This is a genomic window from Spartinivicinus ruber, from assembly GCF_011009015.1.
In the GTDB taxonomy this organism is placed as follows: domain Bacteria; phylum Pseudomonadota; class Gammaproteobacteria; order Pseudomonadales; family Zooshikellaceae; genus Spartinivicinus; species Spartinivicinus ruber.
In genome coordinates, this window is sequence record NZ_CP048878.1 from 2,347,241 (window position 1) to 2,364,371 (window position 17,131).

At 40.5% G+C, this 17,131-nt stretch carries 13 protein-coding genes; 5 read left to right on the plus strand and 8 right to left on the minus strand.

What is annotated here, in order from left to right:
• Positions 1-110: 110 nt before the first annotated feature.
• The gene (locus tag G4Y78_RS11060) at positions 111-359 is read right to left on the minus strand and encodes a GlsB/YeaQ/YmgE family stress response membrane protein (protein WP_163833077.1); all 249 of its coding nucleotides are present in this window, start codon (positions 357-359) and stop codon (positions 111-113) included.
• Between the two features lie 184 nt (positions 360-543).
• Entirely contained in the window at positions 544-1,818 is a 1,275-nt protein-coding gene (locus tag G4Y78_RS11065) for a phosphatidylinositol-specific phospholipase C domain-containing protein (protein ID WP_163833078.1), read from the minus strand.
• 494 nt (positions 1,819-2,312) lie between these two features.
• Here G4Y78_RS11065 and G4Y78_RS11070 point away from each other — a divergent pair, with 494 nt between their 5' ends.
• Complete coding sequence (locus G4Y78_RS11070; protein WP_163833079.1) at positions 2,313-3,881, plus strand: OprD family outer membrane porin; 1,569 nt, start codon at positions 2,313-2,315, stop codon at positions 3,879-3,881.
• 130 nt (positions 3,882-4,011) lie between these two features.
• The gene (locus tag G4Y78_RS11075; RefSeq protein ID WP_163833080.1) at positions 4,012-5,406 is read left to right on the plus strand and encodes a diguanylate cyclase; all 1,395 of its coding nucleotides are present in this window, start codon (positions 4,012-4,014) and stop codon (positions 5,404-5,406) included.
• Positions 5,407-5,420: 14 nt separating this feature from the next.
• Here the strand turns inward: G4Y78_RS11075 and G4Y78_RS11080 are convergent, their stop codons facing one another.
• Genes G4Y78_RS11080 through G4Y78_RS11105 form a run of 6 tightly spaced genes read right to left on the minus strand, consistent with a single transcriptional unit; the run spans position 5,421 to position 12,052 of the window.
• Entirely contained in the window at positions 5,421-6,758 is a 1,338-nt protein-coding gene (locus G4Y78_RS11080; RefSeq protein ID WP_163833081.1) for a DUF58 domain-containing protein, read from the minus strand.
• Complete coding sequence (locus tag G4Y78_RS11085) at positions 6,755-7,732, minus strand: AAA family ATPase (RefSeq protein ID WP_163833082.1); 978 nt, start codon at positions 7,730-7,732, stop codon at positions 6,755-6,757. Before G4Y78_RS11085 ends, G4Y78_RS11080 begins: the two co-directional genes overlap by 4 nt.
• A complete protein-coding gene (locus tag G4Y78_RS11090; protein WP_163833083.1) occupies positions 7,729-8,943 on the minus strand; it encodes a DUF4350 domain-containing protein in 1,215 nt (404 codons plus the stop codon). The genes G4Y78_RS11085 and G4Y78_RS11090 overlap by 4 nt, the downstream gene beginning before the upstream one ends.
• Positions 8,936-10,417 carry a hypothetical protein gene (locus G4Y78_RS11095; protein ID WP_163833084.1) on the minus strand — a complete coding sequence of 494 codons (1,482 nt, stop codon included), beginning with the start codon at positions 10,415-10,417 and terminating at the stop codon, positions 8,936-8,938. Before G4Y78_RS11095 ends, G4Y78_RS11090 begins: the two co-directional genes overlap by 8 nt.
• Positions 10,407-11,369, minus strand: a complete 963-nt coding sequence (locus G4Y78_RS11100) for a stage II sporulation protein M (protein WP_163833085.1) — start codon at positions 11,367-11,369, stop codon at positions 10,407-10,409. Before G4Y78_RS11100 ends, G4Y78_RS11095 begins: the two co-directional genes overlap by 11 nt.
• Complete coding sequence (locus G4Y78_RS11105) at positions 11,366-12,052, minus strand: RDD family protein (RefSeq protein WP_163833086.1); 687 nt, start codon at positions 12,050-12,052, stop codon at positions 11,366-11,368. The genes G4Y78_RS11100 and G4Y78_RS11105 overlap by 4 nt, the downstream gene beginning before the upstream one ends.
• Before the next feature lie 367 nt (positions 12,053-12,419).
• On the opposite strand from G4Y78_RS11105, the gene G4Y78_RS11110 reads away from it, so the two are divergent.
• The 3 genes from G4Y78_RS11110 to G4Y78_RS11120 all read left to right on the plus strand — a co-directional run bounded on the left by G4Y78_RS11110 (position 12,420) and on the right by G4Y78_RS11120 (position 17,037).
• Complete coding sequence (locus G4Y78_RS11110) at positions 12,420-13,187, plus strand: BPSS1780 family membrane protein (RefSeq protein WP_163833087.1); 768 nt, start codon at positions 12,420-12,422, stop codon at positions 13,185-13,187.
• Between the two features lie 182 nt (positions 13,188-13,369).
• The gene (locus tag G4Y78_RS11115; RefSeq protein WP_163833088.1) at positions 13,370-14,542 is read left to right on the plus strand and encodes an amino acid ABC transporter substrate-binding protein; all 1,173 of its coding nucleotides are present in this window, start codon (positions 13,370-13,372) and stop codon (positions 14,540-14,542) included.
• Positions 14,543-14,562: 20 nt separating this feature from the next.
• A complete protein-coding gene (locus G4Y78_RS11120) occupies positions 14,563-17,037 on the plus strand; it encodes a putative bifunctional diguanylate cyclase/phosphodiesterase (protein ID WP_163833089.1) in 2,475 nt (824 codons plus the stop codon).
• Positions 17,038-17,131: the final 94 nt, after the last annotated feature.

A 17,131-nucleotide genomic window follows, 5' to 3' on the forward strand; every position in this document is an offset into this window, starting at 1 on the left:
TTAATAAATTGTAAATTAAATAAAAAATCATTTTCTCTAAAAAACTACTGTATAACCCTATTGATATAATTTATATAGGGTATACAGTAGCAGTTACTTAGGCTTGACTGTTATTTATTAATAAGTCGATATAAAAACAGCAGTAAAAATGCGCCGCCTGTAGCAATAAAAATACCTTGTAAACTAAAGGAGTTTACACTACCGAAACCAAGGAGGCTACCGATATAACCACCGACTAATGCACCTGCAATACCTAATAAAGTGGTAAGAATAAAACCGCCGCCATCTCGACCAGGCATAATCCACTTGGCAAGTATACCAGCAATTAATCCTAAAATGATCCAAGCAATAATTCCCATTATTAAATCTCCCCATATTTATGAGAAACCAAACTATACGCAAACTAAAAACGTTTTAGGTATTTTAAACTATTATTTTAGATAGAGTTCTCTAGTGAAAACTCTTTTGGTTCACATTATTTTTGGTAATCACTGCTTATTTATACCAAAAGCGAAGGCTATAATTTTTAGCAAACAGAATTTTTTATTCATCAATTAAATCCATAGGATAATCTCCCGGTAACCACATTCCTTGCTTATTTTGATCCTGATAGTTCACCCATACTATTTTACTGCTTGTTTCATTTAGTAATTGTAAGTTTTGATAGCCACTTCTAGGTACATCAAATTGATAGTTAGGGCCAAAGGCTTGTTTACACTGATGCTCTCCCTGAGACCAGCTTCCTTCGTTAGTTGTTATTTGCCAATGATTAGTTTGTCTATTACGACAACTATAAGGGTAATGGTTAGTACATGCTTCAGAGTAAAAACGGCCATTTTTGCCTTGAATCGCGCAGTGCTGATCGGTTGAGTTAGCTTTGGGTTCATCGGTTGCCCAACTCCATACCGCTGCATACAAGCGTGGATCAAATTCCTTCAATGGTTCTGCGCCTACTAAACCGAGACCACAGTTAACTGCATTTTGCATTACCTGAGGTGTGATTGTGGGTGGAGGATTGCCAAAGTGGCGGGTTAACCAGGTAGCATCCTCATAAATACGGATTAACTGATTCGCCACTTCCATTGCAGAAAATCGTTTGGTCGTGCAAAGCGGGTAACCGCTAAAGCTGCCATTTTCGGTTGTCCAATGGTCTTTAAAAACCGTTGAGCTCCATGCAGGAGTTGCACAATTCCCCCCAACTAAAATCACTTGTTTGCCTTGTTGCAAAATATCCTGTTTGGAGACTGTTTGGGGCAACGTTTGGCAGTTACTTGGGCGATAGATCAGGTCGCCGAAACTTTGGTTGAGTGCTGCTAATGCTTCCTGATAATGACCATCCAAGTGGTCTTCTAAATAGATCATCAGTAGCTGATCTCGGTGGTTAGGCTTCCGTAACCAGTTACTTATTTCTTTGAGAGTGGCTGTCAATTGTCGGTCGAAAATACTACATCCTGTGTGCTTATTGGTACCGTGGCACAATAAAATTTCTTTTTTTGCTCGGGTGCCTAAGGTCCAATGGGTATCTAATTCAATAGCGCGGATACCATACTCTAGCTGCTGATGAATACTTAATTGATGATTCGGGTCCCAATAACTACCCAAGTTTGCATAGGCTTTTGAATTGTAACTGTTATGGGTATATAAAAAAGTACTACGACCGAGAGGCTCGCTAATATCCAGTTTGATTTGCAACTGAATAGCACGGTTAAGCCAGCTTTGTGAGTAAGCCCCTGCCGATACAGTTGAGGTGTATAGCAGCATAAACAAGATAGAGATAAAAAGTCGTATATTGGCTAGCAAGACAATAATTAAACGCATTATGAAAATTCCTTTTTTATTTTTATTGAGTTATTAAGGCTAGACGTAAAACGCCAAAAACGAAAATAAGCAAGGTAAAGTAGGGAATAATATAAATTGTAACAAGCCTAAAAAACATTCGCGAAGAATATAGTATTATTTATGCATAAGGGATGTATACGATGAGCATTAGGTATAGGGTATTAAACGTTGAGGATATTGGGTACGCGGATGTCTTTAAAAACAGGGGCTTTTGTTACTGAAACAGTACATGAAACTGTGAACTTATAACTTTAACTTCAAAAGGAAATAAATAAAATACGACAAGATATTCATTAACCACTCCCAATAAGTGAAGGGATACAGCTGTTTTATAGCCATGGAGGACATCAATGTACCGCAAGTTAAACTAAATCAGTTTCCTTTTATTTCCCTCCTTTATCCCAATAATTTCACCAGATTTTATACATTCTGGCGTTGTTTATTTGCTATAAAACGTTGTAGTGGTTGTTGTAATGCATTCTAGTGTGGTAGCCGTAAGAAATTTATCGATTTTCACTGCAATAGCTTTATCATTAGGTTTAATGAGTAGCGCTTGTGTTGGTATGGAGAAAAGCAATGGACCTGTTACAATGCGTTACAACAACTTGTTTGTTAATAGTAATGCAGCTCAACGCAGTGAAGTATTTGACTTGGATGAATGGGTTCATGGTTTAGAGCTGGAATTTAAGTCCGATTATTATTTTGGTTTTATTGGATTTGATTTCACCATGGGGAGTGCCTCTTATGTAAATGGCAACAATAACAGTAACAGTAACGGAGCAAATAATAGAGGTGGTGGCCATGGGCTAGTCGCTCAGCAGCAGGCAGTTGAAGGAGCTGAAGCAGCGGGTTTTATAGAGCAGCCTATAGCGAGTGATAGCGAATTTGTCTTTTCGTCTTTTAGTTATGAACAACTTGAGGCAAAAAGTAAGGAAATGCAGGGTTGTATGTTGGATCCTGATAATCAAGCCCCTCAAGCTTGTCAAATAGAAGTTCCTATTTTAGAAACAGAAGAGATTGATTATTTACGTCAACCTCAATTGAGTAGTGACAGTAGTGGTAGTTTATCTACTATTTCACAGGCTTATACTAAACTGCGCTTTGGCGATGACACTTTTAATATTGGTTTACATTACGGTTTGCAAAGTGTCGATATAGCCACCTTTTCGACAGCAAACTCCAATGTTACAGCCAGTTCTATCTTTGGTGCGTTAATTACTGCTAATTGGAAAAATGCCCAAGTTTATTTGACTCGTTTTAATAAATACCACAATCGTCGCTCTAGCCAGTTATTAAGCAATTTAGAAAGTTATGATCGCCAGAGTAAAATTAAGCACATTGATATTCTGGGCCTTAACTATCAATTAGCACCGGGTCTAACCGGGCAGCTTGAGTATGGCAAAGCCGGTGATCAGCTTGCAAAATATTTTGCCAAACTGTTTTATATCACTGAGCTTAACAGTGACGTTGCTATTTTATTCGATGCACGTTATGGCCAAGCGCAAGGCAAAAATGGTTTTGGTTATTATGACTGGCTATCTTTTAATAATGCCCAAATGTTCACCTATGTGCGGTATGAAGACTACAAAAGCCGTTATATTAATTTAACGAGTGCTTTACATACCCGCCATGGCAAACTTTATTTAGGCTATAACAAAACCTATGATGCTGATTGGGCAGGAGGGTATTTCTACGATGATGAAGGTACCTTTAACTCAACTTTGGCACTGCATAAAAACTTTAACCATAAAAATGAAGGTGCCTGGGTGTTGGGGTTTGATTACGATTTTGCAGAGGCTTCACTACCGGGCTTAACTTTAAGTATGCATTATGCCCGTGGTTCTCGACCTGATGAAATGCTATTAATTGAACAGGATGAAAAGAATGTCGCAACAGAGTTAGGTGGCTATCTGTCTTACACTATCCAGACTGGGTTATTAGAAGGGCTTGGCTTAGGCTGGTACTATGCTAACCACAAAGGGCTTGAAAACAGCGAGCGGGTTAACCGGTTGCTAGTCACCTACGATTTACTTGAGTTTTAAGTGCACTTTAATCAAAACTAAAATCCTTCAAGAGAAAAATATCAATTTGATTTGATAATTAGATAAACTGGAGTGGCATATACTACAGTAGGTTATGATAGCTGTGTATTTGTTGTAGGAATGACAGTTAATGAAACAGCGTATTTCCAGGTTGTTTGAGTTTTCTATTAATGCATTTATCAATCATCCATTAATAACCTTGGCAGTCACTTTTACCATGGCCACCATCGTCATCTTATGGCATTTGGAGCACCTGGCTAATGAGCAAATCCAGACGACGGCGTTGGATAATGCGCAATCTTACTCTCAGGCTCTTACGGAATTTCGTACCTTATATACTTCTGAAGTGGTGGTAATCGCACAAACCCATGGTATTAAGGTTAGCCATGATTATAGAACCAAAGCGGACGCAATTCCTCTTCCTGCAACGCTAAGTATGTTATTGGGAAATCGCCTTGGGGGGAAACAAGGTGGCATAAAAAGTCGGCTTTATAGTAAATATCCTTTTCCCTGGCGTGAAATTTCTGGTGGGCTAAGTGATGCTTTTGCTAAGTCAGCCTGGCAATACTTACAAAACAATCCCAATCAGCCTTATTATCGCTTTGAAGAGGTGGATGGTCGAGCCTCTTTACGCTATGCTTCTGCTGATTTAATGCGGCCAAGCTGCATCAACTGTCACAATTCCCATCCTGATAGTCCTAAAAATGATTGGCGAGTAGGTGATGTGAGAGGGGTTTTGGAAGTGGTTATTCCAATAGAAACTCATATGCTACTTACTAATAGTATGCTCAGGCAGTCGTTTATTCTCATCAGTAGTATCTTAGTTTGTTGTCTTATCTGTATTACGTTGGCACTTCGTAAATTGCGACTACGCCAGCTTGAAACGAATGATTATGCAGTCGCTATTGTAGAAACGAATAAAAAGCTTGAAGCAGAAATTACTACTCGCAAGCAAGCTGAGACTGAATTACGACGATTGTCGCTTGTGGACCCACTGACTGAACTCAGTAATCGTCGCTATTTTGATGAAGTATTTAAAAGGGAGTGGAAACGAGCTGTTCGTCATCAGAAAAGTCTGGCCATTATTATGATCGATATTGATCATTTTAAGTTATACAACGACCATTATGGCCATCAAGCAGGCGACCAATGTCTTCGGTTAGTCGCTAAAGCTCTCAACGCTTTGACTATGCGTGAAACAGATTCCATTGCCCGTTATGGTGGTGAGGAATTTGTGGTGATATTACCAGGCACTGATAAAGTTGGTGCGTTGAAAGTGGCAGAAACGATGCGAGAGGGAATTGAAAATTTACATATTCACCATGAGTTTTCTCCGACCAACGATAGTGTAACTATAAGTGCAGGTGTTGCTAGTGTCTTACCTTCGGTTAAGGCAAGCCATTTTGACCTATTAAAAGAAGCCGATCAAGCAATGTATCAAGCCAAGCAAGCGGGGCGAAACTGCGTCAAAGTAAAAGACGGCTCAGTAATTCTCCTGGAACCTGGTAATCATAAATCTAAGTGATTTGACGGTAATTATTAAAGCCTGCCACTGCGTTTAATATCTAGATAGTGGTTCACTAAACGGGCCATCATTTCTTGTGGTGTACAATCAAGAGTTAAGGCTCCTTCTGCTACTAATTTGTCAACGGTTGCACTGCGTTCAGTTAAATATTGATAAGCACCTAAATATCGCAGGGCATCGGAAAAATCGCTGATGGGTTGGTGGTTAATTTGTTGTATAGCGGTTTCTTGTAAATTGACCAATAATACCAAGTGTTTTCGGCGTAGTAATTTGATGGCAGCCACCAGATCTTGGGTATCTTCATCGCGCAGGTTGGTAACTAATACAACTAAAGCCCGTTTACGCTGGCGGGTCATTAAATCTTCCGCAGCTGCAATATAGTCAGTAGGCTGTTCATCAGGGTATAAATCATAGAAGTTATTAAGCAACATATTTATATTGCCGGTGCCTTTAATCCCAGGTACCCACCGATTGCTTTGCCCAAAACTCATCATACCTACTACATCACCCTGTTTTAATGCGACTAAAGCAAGTAACAATAAGGAGTTTAGCGCGTGATCAAAATGGGTTAGTTGGCCATCCTGAATGCGCATTCGTTTTCCACTATCCAACAGGATGAGTATTTGTTGGTCTCGCTCATCTTGATATTCTTTTGAGATAAGCGACAACCGTCTTGCAGTGGCTTTCCAATCTACTTGTCGTAGAGGGTCTCCAGGTCGGTACTCTCTTAGTTGATGAAAGTCCATGCCTTCTCCCCGACGTTGTTGCTTACGTATCCCCAGTTGAGAAGTATGATGGCTATTGGCTAATAGATTATAGCCAGTGACGGTGGCAAAGTTGGGGTAAATTTTCACTTCGGTCGTTACTGGGTAAATAAATTGCATTTCCCATAAACCCAATTGGGAGCGGATACTGACTTCTACTTGCTCAAATCGTGCTGGCCCTCGTTGATGAGGGGTGACTTGATAATGGGCAATGGAGTATTTACCTGGAAGTAATTCTATGGTTAAAGGCAACCCAGCAAAATTAAATTGACTAGGTACATGGTCATAAAGCTGTATTTGCTGCCGTTGCCGGCTTTTATGGTGAATCAAAACTTCAACGCTAACGGGGTTGGACAGGGCTAAATTATGAGGCAATTGTCGGGTAATAGTGAGTGTGGGAGCTTGTTTGGATGAAAGCACATCAGCTATGGCCAACAGACTAATAATTAACAAACCAGCCAATAATAGCTGGGAAAACCAAGGCAATACATTAGGCCAAAACTGACTACTAACAGCTTGAGCTAATCCCAGCCCAGCAAATAAAAGCAAAAAATACAGAAATGACTGACTAGGCTTAAACTGTCTCATTGTCGAGGAGCATCCACTTGGGCAAGTAATTCTGCTAATGCCTGGTCAGCGGTCACTCCTTCCAATTCCCGGTCAGCACTTAATAATACCCTATGGCGAAGGATAGGTAAGGCTAGGGTTTTGATATCATCAGGCGTGATGAAATTTCTACTATTTAGTAGCGCATTAGCTTTAGCTGCTTGCACAATAAACAAGCTGGCCCTGGGACCAGCGCCTCGGGAAATACCTGGCCAGTCTCGGGTAGTACGCACAATACGAACAGCATAATCCAACACACTGGTGTCAGTTGTTACTTGATTCGTCAGGTGTTGTAGATTAATCACAGCTTCAGCTGTTAAGATCGACTTAACTTGAGCCAGATAATCTTCTTTAGATGGTGCTGATAGCTTAGCAACCATGGCTAATTCTTGGTCAGCAGCGGGATAATTAATAAAAACTTTCATCATAAACCGGTCAAGCTCGGCTTCTGGTAACGGATAAGTGCCTTCTTGTTCAATAGGGTTCTGTGTGGCAAGCACCATAAATGGAGCGGATACTGCAAAAGAGTCCCCCTCAATAGTTACTTGTTTTTCCTGCATGACTTCCAGTAATGCGGCTTGGGTTTTTGCTGGAGCCCGGTTGATTTCGTCGGCTAATAATAAATTAGTAAAAACTGGGCCTTTGCGAATTTCGAACTCTCTGGATTGCATATTAAACAAGGCATGCCCAGTAATATCCGTTGGCATTAAATCGGGAGTAAATTGAATACGACTGAAGTGGCCATTAAACGTTTTGGCTAAAGACCGCACCAGTAAGGTTTTACCCAAGCCAGGTACCCCTTCAATTAAAATATGGCCACCTGCTAATAAACCAATTAATACTTGGTTAACCACTTCAGGCTGACCAATCACAACATTGTTCAGCTGTTGTTGAATTTGTTGGGTGAGCTCATAGGCTTGGGTTTGCTCCAGATTGGCATTGGGTGCTTGTGTCATAAACCGTTCCTAATTTGTTGTAGCCCTTTTAACTGTTGGGTAAATTCAACTTCTTTTCGGGAGACTGGTGAAAATAAGCTGTGTTCAATCAGGGCATCTGCTAGATGGGTATCTTTAGCAATATGTTGAGTTTGTTCGGAGGCACTTAGCTGTTTAAAACCAGGGTGCTTATCTGCGTATTGGGTTAAAATTGCTTTTCTTAGCTGATCCACTTGCTCAGCAATTTGTTGTTGTTGCCAGCATAATCGGCTGGCCGCTTCAATATGCTCAACAATCTGTCGTATTTCATAAGGCTGATAATGCTTTATGGGGCCAAAACGTATGCCTTGATGCCATAACCAGGCGATCAGCCATAAGCCAAAGCCAATTATAAAATAAGGCGCCCATTGCCATAACTTGGTAAATAATGAATCGCTATCCTGATTTTTAAATAGGGTTAAATCTCCTTTGGGATCAATTAGCTGAGTGAGTAAAAAAGCATTATCTTCACAACTGATATAGGGGTTACGCCATAATTTTAGGCTACCCATAAAGCTGATTAAGCCATCGCCATATTGGAATTGAACCATTCTCACTAAATTATCATTTGTTTCAGCCGTCACCCAGCCATAAGCGTTATCTAGAGGTGCACTTAATAATCGATCATTGGAAAAATCAATGGTAAGGGGGTTGGTTAGGCCTTTAATTTTAATTTCGCCTAATAATCCATAACCACGGCAATTTTTTTGGCGTTTTCCTTTAGCCTGATCTAGGGTCGCGGCTAAAGATTGAAGGCGTTCTTCCAGGTTATCATCCACTGATTCATCGTCAATAACAGTAACATTAAATTGACTGAAGATAGTGTCTTTTTTAGTGGCCAAATCATGAATAAAAGGATTATGGGCTTCCATAATTAAATGGCCACCCATTTTAACCCATTTCAGTAATCGTTGGGTCCGTTGTTTATCTAATGAACTGTATGCCTGAGAAAGAATAACAGTGCCATAACCAGACATTTTATCAACACCTGCTAAGCCTTGTTTGACAGTGGCATTAATGCCTTGTTTAGCAAGAAATTGTTGTAACGCCAGGTAGTGATTTTGTTTGGCTGCTTTGGAATAGCCTAAATCAATTTCTCGTTGTTGCCACTCAATATGAATCAATAACCAGCCAGCACTTGCAATGATTAATAGGAGAATAATTGCCAGGATGATTTTAGTTGACTTAGCCATCTGCTGCTCCTGTGTCCAGCTGCTGCCAGCGCTGGCAAAGTGCTGTTATCATAGGCTCGGTAGGTAGTTGATGGGCATAGGCCAATTGTAACCAAATGGCAGTGACATCTTGTAGATATTGAGTGAGCTGGCTGTTAGCTAAAGGTTTCGTTTTGTTTATACAATCACCTTCAGTATCCCCATTAATAATAGGCACTTGATAATGGCTAATTAATTGGTTGAGTATGGCTCGATAGAGCAAACCAACCGCTTCTCGGTGTTGCTGGTTTTTCCACAATGTTATGACGGTTGAAGGAATATTCTTAGGTAAGGATTCGGCATTTACTTCCAGACCAAACAGGGTGTTTGGCTGGCTAGAGGGTTTAGCTGGGGTGCTAATGGGTTTGGTTAAAGTCATTATCCAGTGGCGATAGCGAAATGTCACCAATAGTATGAGTACAACAACAATGCTCCATAAAACCACCTCTATAAACGGAGCGATGGCCATGGCTAAATTGGCTAACCAACCTTGTTCTGATGTATCATCATGTTCATCATCAAATAGCCAGCTCCAGTCTATGTCCAGTTTTGGAAAGCGGGTTGTTTCGATTTGATGGAAGTCATCGCTATTAAGTACTTCTTCTATGTTGGTTTTGGCTGCCTCAGGTGTTTCAACTACCCCTGCAAAAACATCTTGCATTGGATACAGGCTACCAATCAGTAAGCCTGCCGTTAACATGAGTTGGGCTGTTTTATTTATAGACTTGGCTGGTTGCTTATGGCTAGCCGCCATTTGGCGGAATATTAGTTCAATATCCCAGCCTTCCAATAAAATACGACGATTCAAGTAAAGAAAAAAACCACTGGCCACATAAAAGGGGGCAACCATCAGCATACTGGAATAATAAAATAAACTACCTATCCAGGTTATTTCGAGTAAGTCAACTGCTTCTGACAACTCATTGATATTTGGTGCCAGGTAGATGACTAGCATAAATGCACTTAATGAAAGAAAAGACTCTAAGTGTATGCCAATAATAGTTAACCAGAAGGCAGGTGAGGTATTACCTCGATGTAAAATCGATAAGCGTGACTGGTATTGTTGGCCTTTTAATCCTTCTAATTGAATAACGGGCAAGTTAAAAGAGCGAGTTGGTGAAAACCGCCGCCAAGTGATTGCAGCGAATGCTTGGCGCCCGACGATTGATTTAAAACCTTGCAAGGCCTGACGAGTAGTTGGTGTCGATTGGAATACTGATTGGCTGAGAACTACCAGAACAATGCGCTCCCAAAGTGGTTTTAGCCACCAGATAACAAGGCTGCTGACGACTGTATTGGTCCAAATGATTTCAAGTAACACATAAATAGGCAAAGTAACCAGCAAGCAAAGCTTGACCAATTGCCAGTATAGAGAGCGGGTAAACTGCATTCCTAAGTCAGCCGCTTCCCAGGGTTGACGCGGACGGGCAGTAAAGGCAATTCGTTCAAGTTGCATGGCTTTTACCTCCTAAACCAAGGTAACCAGCAACCAGTAACCAAAATAAAGCGCCAATGCCGTATTTAAGGGTTGGGGTGAGCAGTGTAGAAGATGACCAAAATGCTTCAACAAAGGCTGCAATAACCAGCATAAAAGCAGCTCCCAACAGAAGCTGTATAGCAACTTTAGCGCTTTGTTTTAAAGCATCCAAGCGGGATAAGTTGCCTGGTGCCAAAAGGCTATAGCCCATTTTTATACCAGCTGCCCCAGCGATGGTGATAGCGGTTAACTCAAATGCACCGTGGCCGATCACAAAAGGAAAAAAAGTATTTTGATAACCGACATTAACGATATGGCTGGCAAAAGCGCCAAAAAATAACCCATTAAAAAGCATAAAGAACAGGCTGCCTACGGTCACTAAAATCCCGCCTGCAAAGGTTTTAAAGGCAACACCGATATTGTTCCAGATATAAAAGCCAAACATCATAATATCAGTATCTGACTGCCTGTCTCTCCCTATACGACGTAAGGTGGGGTCGTACATGCTTTCATATTCAGTGACTTGGTGGGGATTCATTATGGTGTAAACCAGATTAGGGTCCCACTGAATAGCGAAAAACATGACCAACCCTGGGAGATAAAAGAGGGCCGTAGCCAACCAGAAAAAGTGCCCATTTTCTCGAAGCAAGGCAGGAAATTTCAGCAAAATAAATTGAATACTGTTATAGAGGAATTGTGTTTTACGGGTATACAACTGTTGATGCCCACGTAACACCATGTTTTCCAGTTTGGCTTGTAACTGAGGGCTGTAGGTGCGAGATTTGGCTAACGCCAAATAGTGGCAAATACGGCGATAGTGGCTGGAAAATTGGGTCACGGAAGTTGCCTGGCGTTTTTCCAGTTGCTCAAGTATTACTTCAAATGCTTGCCAGTCATGTTGATAACGATTTTCAAAAGTTTCTTGCTTCATTGGCGCCCAAGTATTCCATTGGCAACTTTTAATAAAGAGGTAACAGCGGCTTGGTCTTTATCATGGGTAATAGGCGCTAGCAAATTAGCCAGCTCTTGTTGTCGAGCTTCTGATAAGGTATTGCTACGCTCAGAAAATTGGATAATGGCTTGTTGCTGTTGCCAGTTTAAAGGGATGGGGAAAGGTTGGCTGCCTTCGATTGGGGTGCCAGTAAAATTGGCAGTGGTAGTGTCGTATACCACTAAGGTGCCAGCTGCTAAGTCCCCTAACCGTTGAAATCGCCGGTTACTCATCATACTGAGCACCCCTAAGATATAAAAAGCCGGTAAAAAATCTGCTACTCGTAAAAGGTTACGTACCATTGAACTGGAAAAGCAGATAGGAGAACCATCATCATGAATGACGCGTAAATGAAAGGATTTCTTACCAGGGGTGACACCATGGCGAAAAACGTCAAAGAAAACAGGGTAAAACCATTCCACTAAAAATAAGGCAACTAAGCCGATGCCGCTGCCAATATCACCAAAAAACTGTAAAGCAAGAAACACTGCAAATACGATAGAGTAGCGAATAATAGCATCGATTAAAAATGCCAGGATTCGCACGCCAGGGCCTGCAGGTGTAAGTGGCAGGGAAATACCCTCTGGGGTTTCGATGACTATCTGTGAATCCAGCCGTTGCATAATTGTTGAAGCTATTAGCCACTTAAAAATAAAGTTTGTTACTGTAACACAATTGTCTTATTAAGGTTAAATGCTTTCTAATGGCCACTTATACCAGTCCTGCCTTCCATTGATCGATATTTTGGGCTGTTAAACCAAGCTTAGCTTGAATATCACGATGGATATCAAAGATTATGGATATTGTGGTTCAACCATTGGTTTTATTGTCAGCAAGGTTTGGCGGCTCCAAGACTTAAGCGTAGTAAGTTATGACTGGTATTTGCTTAGTGGTGATTAAAGGGTGACCAATTTGGTTGCTAGCTATACTGACTGTATAACGTTGTAACAGCTTGCCTAAATGACCTGGAATGATAACGGATATCTGCTCATGACTGAGACAAACCCTTATAAAAGCCCTGATGCTGATGTAGTAGGTGAGCATTCAACTGATCTGACTTTGCATGACCCTGTAAAACAAAATGTAGGTGCGGGGGTAACCTGGATTAGTGATGCTTTTAAATTATTTACCAGTAAACCTGGGATATGGATTGCTGCAACGATTGTTTACTGGGTAGTTGTATTTGTATTAGCGCTTATTCCCATTGTTAACCTGGTGTCTGGATTAGTGACACCAATTTTTACTGCAGGCTTTGTCTACGCCAGTTATAAGCTGGATACGGGGCAGGGCATGGAAGTGGTTGATATTTTTGAAGGGTTTCAGCGAAAGCTGGGCACTCTGGTATTAGTCGGGGTATTTAGTTTAGTGCTTTCAATTATTGTAATTGCTGTGTTATTTCTGTTAGCCATGGCTTTTGGGGTTAGTCTGTCATCCCAAACAGCTGGAGGTGCTCAAGAATTTAATGCAGCTTTAGGTATTATCTTTGCACTCTTATTTTTAGCTTTTTTGTTACCCATTATTATGATGATTTGGTTTGCACCCGCATTAGTTATGCTAAATGATATGGGAGCTTGGCCTGCCATGGTGATGAGCTTCAAAGGGTGTTTGCGTAATATTTTACCATTTCTTGTCTATGGCATTTTTATGTTCGTCATGGCGATTATTGCGGCAATACCTTTATTATTGGGCTATTTAGTATTGATGCCAGTAATGTATGCCTCTATTTATACAGCATATAAATCTATTTATATTAAATAAGGGCGGCCTCATTTTTTAACAAATACCTTCTGGTAATTAGCCAGTAATTTTTATAACTGCTTTTTTTGGGAGTTAATCTGTCAGCACGGAAGGCACAGCTTCATTATACTGTAACTAATTTACTGCAAAAGTATTGATAAAACATTGTGATTCTTTTTTATCAACTTAGTATAATCAGGTGGGTGGTTTTCATAGCCTGGTTGTTGTTGCTAGGGTTAGAAAGTCGTTGGGCTGTTGCCAAAGCGCCTGTCAAAATAGGCTTGTCACTGGGTTTAACCGGGCGGTATGCCTTGATGGCTGATATGCAGCAAAAGGCTTATCGACTTTGGCAACGCCAGATTAACGCCCGCGGTGGTTTGTTAGGACGACCGGTTGAGATTATTATAAAAAATGATCAAAGCCAAAAAATGTTAGCCCCTGCGTTATATGAAGAACTGATTACCAAAGAAAAAGTTGAGTTTATTTTTGGTCCATATTCTAGCGGTATTACCCTAGCCGTATCGGGAGTGGCTGAGCGTTATGGCTATCCTATGTTAGCCGCAGGTGCCGCTTCCGATAAGATATGGCAGCATGGTTTTAGTAATGTATTTGGTATGTGGACACCAGCCAGTCGTTATACCCTAGGCTTTCTAAAAATGCTGCTAATAATGGAGGAGGATAACTTAGCCATCGTTAGTCCTGATGACAGCTTCTCTAAAAGTGTTGGCTTAGGTGCGCGGGAATGGGCTAAACGTTTGGGCTTAACCATCAAGTTTTACCAGGTTTTTGAAAAAGGACTGGTGAATTATAAGGTGTTAGCCACAGCCGTGCGTCAATCTGGAGCGCAAATTCTAATGATGACTGGCCACTTTAATGAGTCGGTCGAAATGCGTCGAGCATTAACGGCAATTAATTGGCAGCCACGGGGTTATTTGGCCACAGTGGGCCCAACTCTGCCAAAATATTTAACTGAGCTAGGACCTGCTGAAGCTGAAAATACCTTTGCTATTTCCATTTGGGAACAAATTAAAGATCAGGGTAGCATCCAAGGTGGATCACAAGGATTTGCGAAAGACTTTGAAGCGACTTATAACATTTCGCCTTCTTATCATGCTGCAACGGCTTTTGCTGCTGGGCAAATTTTGGAAGCAGCTATCAAACGAGCAAACTCATTCGATCGAAATAAGGTAAGAGAAGCCTTGTTTACACTGGACACTTATAGCCTCATTGGGCGTTATGCCGTTGATCGAACTGGTGTACAAGTGAAAAGATTCCCTCTTACTATTCAATGGCAGCAAGGCAAGAAAGAAATTGTTTGGCCTGAGGCACTACGAACTAAACTACCTATTTTTATACCGACTGAAAAAGCCAATTAGTAGCAACAAAGGTATGAGTAATGCTAAAGAAATTAACGAACTCTTTTGCATTTCGTGTATTCACCCCTTTTTTGGTGTTTGTCAGTTTGGTGGTAATCACTTTATATCTATTTACCTCGTACTCTATTTCTGATTCTGCTAACCATCAAATTAGAGAAAACCTCAACTGGTTATCCCGCAGTGTTTTGTATATTTGTGATACTAACTTAGATAAGCTATTTCAAACCGGTAAAGCCACCAATGAAAAATTGGTCAGGTTGGAAAAAGTTTCCACAATGGTGGCTATTGAGGACTTTGTGCGCGCAAATAATGTGGGGGTGGTAGTATTTGATGAAAACCGCCAAGAAGTGATTGTTAAAACAGAGTTACCTAGAGAAACGTTGTCTATTATAGAAAACTTGTTGTTAACGAATAATTTATCGCTTATTCCTGCCAAGCTAGAAGGTTATATTGTTTATTCCCAGCTGTTTCAACCTTGGCAGTGGCATATCATTTTATTGAAACCTAAAGCACAGGCATTGCGGACAATGGAACAGCCTATTTACCGATATGCGTTTAGTGTGGCGCTGATAACCATTGTGATTGTGACTGGGCTGATGTTCTATTTCTTAAGTTATAAAGTAAGAAACCCAATAAATCGTATTATTGGAGCTATTAAAGAAGGGAATCAACCGAATTACAGTGGTGTCTTTGAGTTTGAGTTTTTAAGTGACAGTATAGCGGGTATGATGCACTCCCTAACTGAGAAGACCCACTTATTAGAAACTACCAACCAGGAAATAGAAAAAGCGAAAGCGCAACTAAGTGATGCAATTGAAAGCATGTCGGAAGGGTTTGTCTTATTTGATGATAAAGATCACCTTGTTTTATGTAATCAGCACTTTAGAGACTTTTATAGTTTAACGTTGCTGCCGGAACATGCTTCATTTCAAGAAATCTTACGGGTTATGTATCGAGAAGGGGTCGTTTCAGTTGAGGTACCTTTGGAAACCTGGGTTAAAAGCATCATTCAGACTAGAGATAAAGTAGGACGAGCCCACCTGATTGAGTTAAACCAAGATCGCTTTATTGAATTTAGAGAATATGCCACCAGTGATGGTGGGGTAGTTGGTATTCATACTGATATTACTGAGCGCAAAATGGCTGAGCAACGGTTGCAGTATCTGGCATCATACGACATGTTGACTAATTTACCGAATCGGGTGATGTTTCAAAACGAATTAAAGAAAAATATTAATCGAGCTGAACGGTTTGATGGAATTGTTGCGCTATTTTTCATTGATTTAGATAAGTTTAAGGATGTGAATGACACACTAGGGCATATGGTAGGTGATGAGCTGCTAAAAAAAGTAGCAAATATTTTATTAAAGTCTATTCGTGGGTTTGATATTGCTGCCAGACTAGGGGGGGATGAGTTTGCAGTTATTTCCAGTGATTTACGTTCTGAAGTTGAAGCAGAAAATATGGCACAACGAATGAATGATCTGCTGAATTGCAATGTTGATTGTGAAGGACATAGTATTCACATTGGTGCCAGCATCGGTGTTACCTTATTTCCTTATGATGGTAATGACAGTGATCAACTATTAAAAAATGCTGATATGGCGATGTATGAAGCCAAGAATCTTGGCCGTAATCAATACCGGATGTATAACGATGAAATGAATCAGCGAGTACAAGAACGTAATGAATTAGAAAAAGACATGCATCGTGCATTAATGAACAATGAGTTTTTAGTTTTTTATCAGCCGAAAGTTGACTTAAATACCTTTAAGGTAGTGGGTATGGAAGCATTAATTCGTTGGCAGCACTCTGATAGAGGTTTAATTACCCCGAATAAATTTATTCCTATTGCTGAACAAAGTAATCTAATAACTGATATTGGTGAGTGGGTGTTAGAAGAAGCGTGTAAGCAATGTAAAGTATGGAATGATGTCAGTCAGTTGGGAGCACTACAAGTTGCTGTTAATTTATCTGCCTCACAGTTTAAATATGGTGATATTACGGGGACTATTGATAGGGTATTGCAGGACCAGGCAATGGAACCTGCCTTTTTAGAAGTTGAAATTACTGAAACGATGGTAATGAATGATGCTGATGCTGTTTCCCAAGCGCTGCATCATTTTGCCCGACGAGGTGTGGGTATTTCTATTGATGACTTTGGAACTGGTTATTCATCCTTGGCTTATTTGTGGCGTTTTCCCGTTAACAAAGTCAAGATAGACCGGTTTTTTGTCAAAGACTTACTTCATAATCATGAATCTCAAGCAATAGTCCGTTCCGTGATTAGCCTTGCGCATAGCTTAAATTTAGTGGTAATTGCTGAAGGTGTAGAAACGAAAAAACAACTGGAATTTTTACAGGATTTAAAGTGCGATCAAGCCCAAGGCTATCTGTTTACTCCTCCATTACCTGCTGCTAGATTTGTCGAGTGGATGAAACAATATCAGGAAAATCAGGCACAAAAAGGTGCATATCGAAAAGTGGGGAGATAGGTTGCCTTTTACTTTTCAGGAGTAGCGAAAGTATATCCAGCTACTCCATGGTAGACACTGAGTTATTATATTGACTCTGTTATAATGATTAGGT

Coding starts and splice junctions, on each gene's coding strand:
- G4Y78_RS11105 (WP_163833086.1), bottom strand. CDS start 12,052: ATGCAACGGCTGGATTCACAGATAGTCATCGAAACCCCAGAGGGTATT.
- G4Y78_RS11090 (WP_163833083.1), bottom strand. CDS start 8,943: ATGGCTAAGTCAACTAAAATCATCCTGGCAATTATTCTCCTATTAATC.
- G4Y78_RS11100 (WP_163833085.1), bottom strand. CDS start 11,369: ATGAAGCAAGAAACTTTTGAAAATCGTTATCAACATGACTGGCAAGCA.
- G4Y78_RS11070 (WP_163833079.1), top strand. CDS start 2,313: ATGCATTCTAGTGTGGTAGCCGTAAGAAATTTATCGATTTTCACTGCA.
- G4Y78_RS11085 (WP_163833082.1), bottom strand. CDS start 7,732: ATGACACAAGCACCCAATGCCAATCTGGAGCAAACCCAAGCCTATGAG.
- G4Y78_RS11095 (WP_163833084.1), bottom strand. CDS start 10,417: ATGCAACTTGAACGAATTGCCTTTACTGCCCGTCCGCGTCAACCCTGG.
- G4Y78_RS11065 (WP_163833078.1), bottom strand. CDS start 1,818: ATGCGTTTAATTATTGTCTTGCTAGCCAATATACGACTTTTTATCTCT.
- G4Y78_RS11060 (WP_163833077.1), bottom strand. CDS start 359: ATGGGAATTATTGCTTGGATCATTTTAGGATTAATTGCTGGTATACTT.
- G4Y78_RS11110 (WP_163833087.1), top strand. CDS start 12,420: ATGACTGAGACAAACCCTTATAAAAGCCCTGATGCTGATGTAGTAGGT.
- G4Y78_RS11080 (WP_163833081.1), bottom strand. CDS start 6,758: ATGAGACAGTTTAAGCCTAGTCAGTCATTTCTGTATTTTTTGCTTTTA.
- G4Y78_RS11075 (WP_163833080.1), top strand. CDS start 4,012: ATGAAACAGCGTATTTCCAGGTTGTTTGAGTTTTCTATTAATGCATTT.
- G4Y78_RS11120 (WP_163833089.1), top strand. CDS start 14,563: ATGCTAAAGAAATTAACGAACTCTTTTGCATTTCGTGTATTCACCCCT.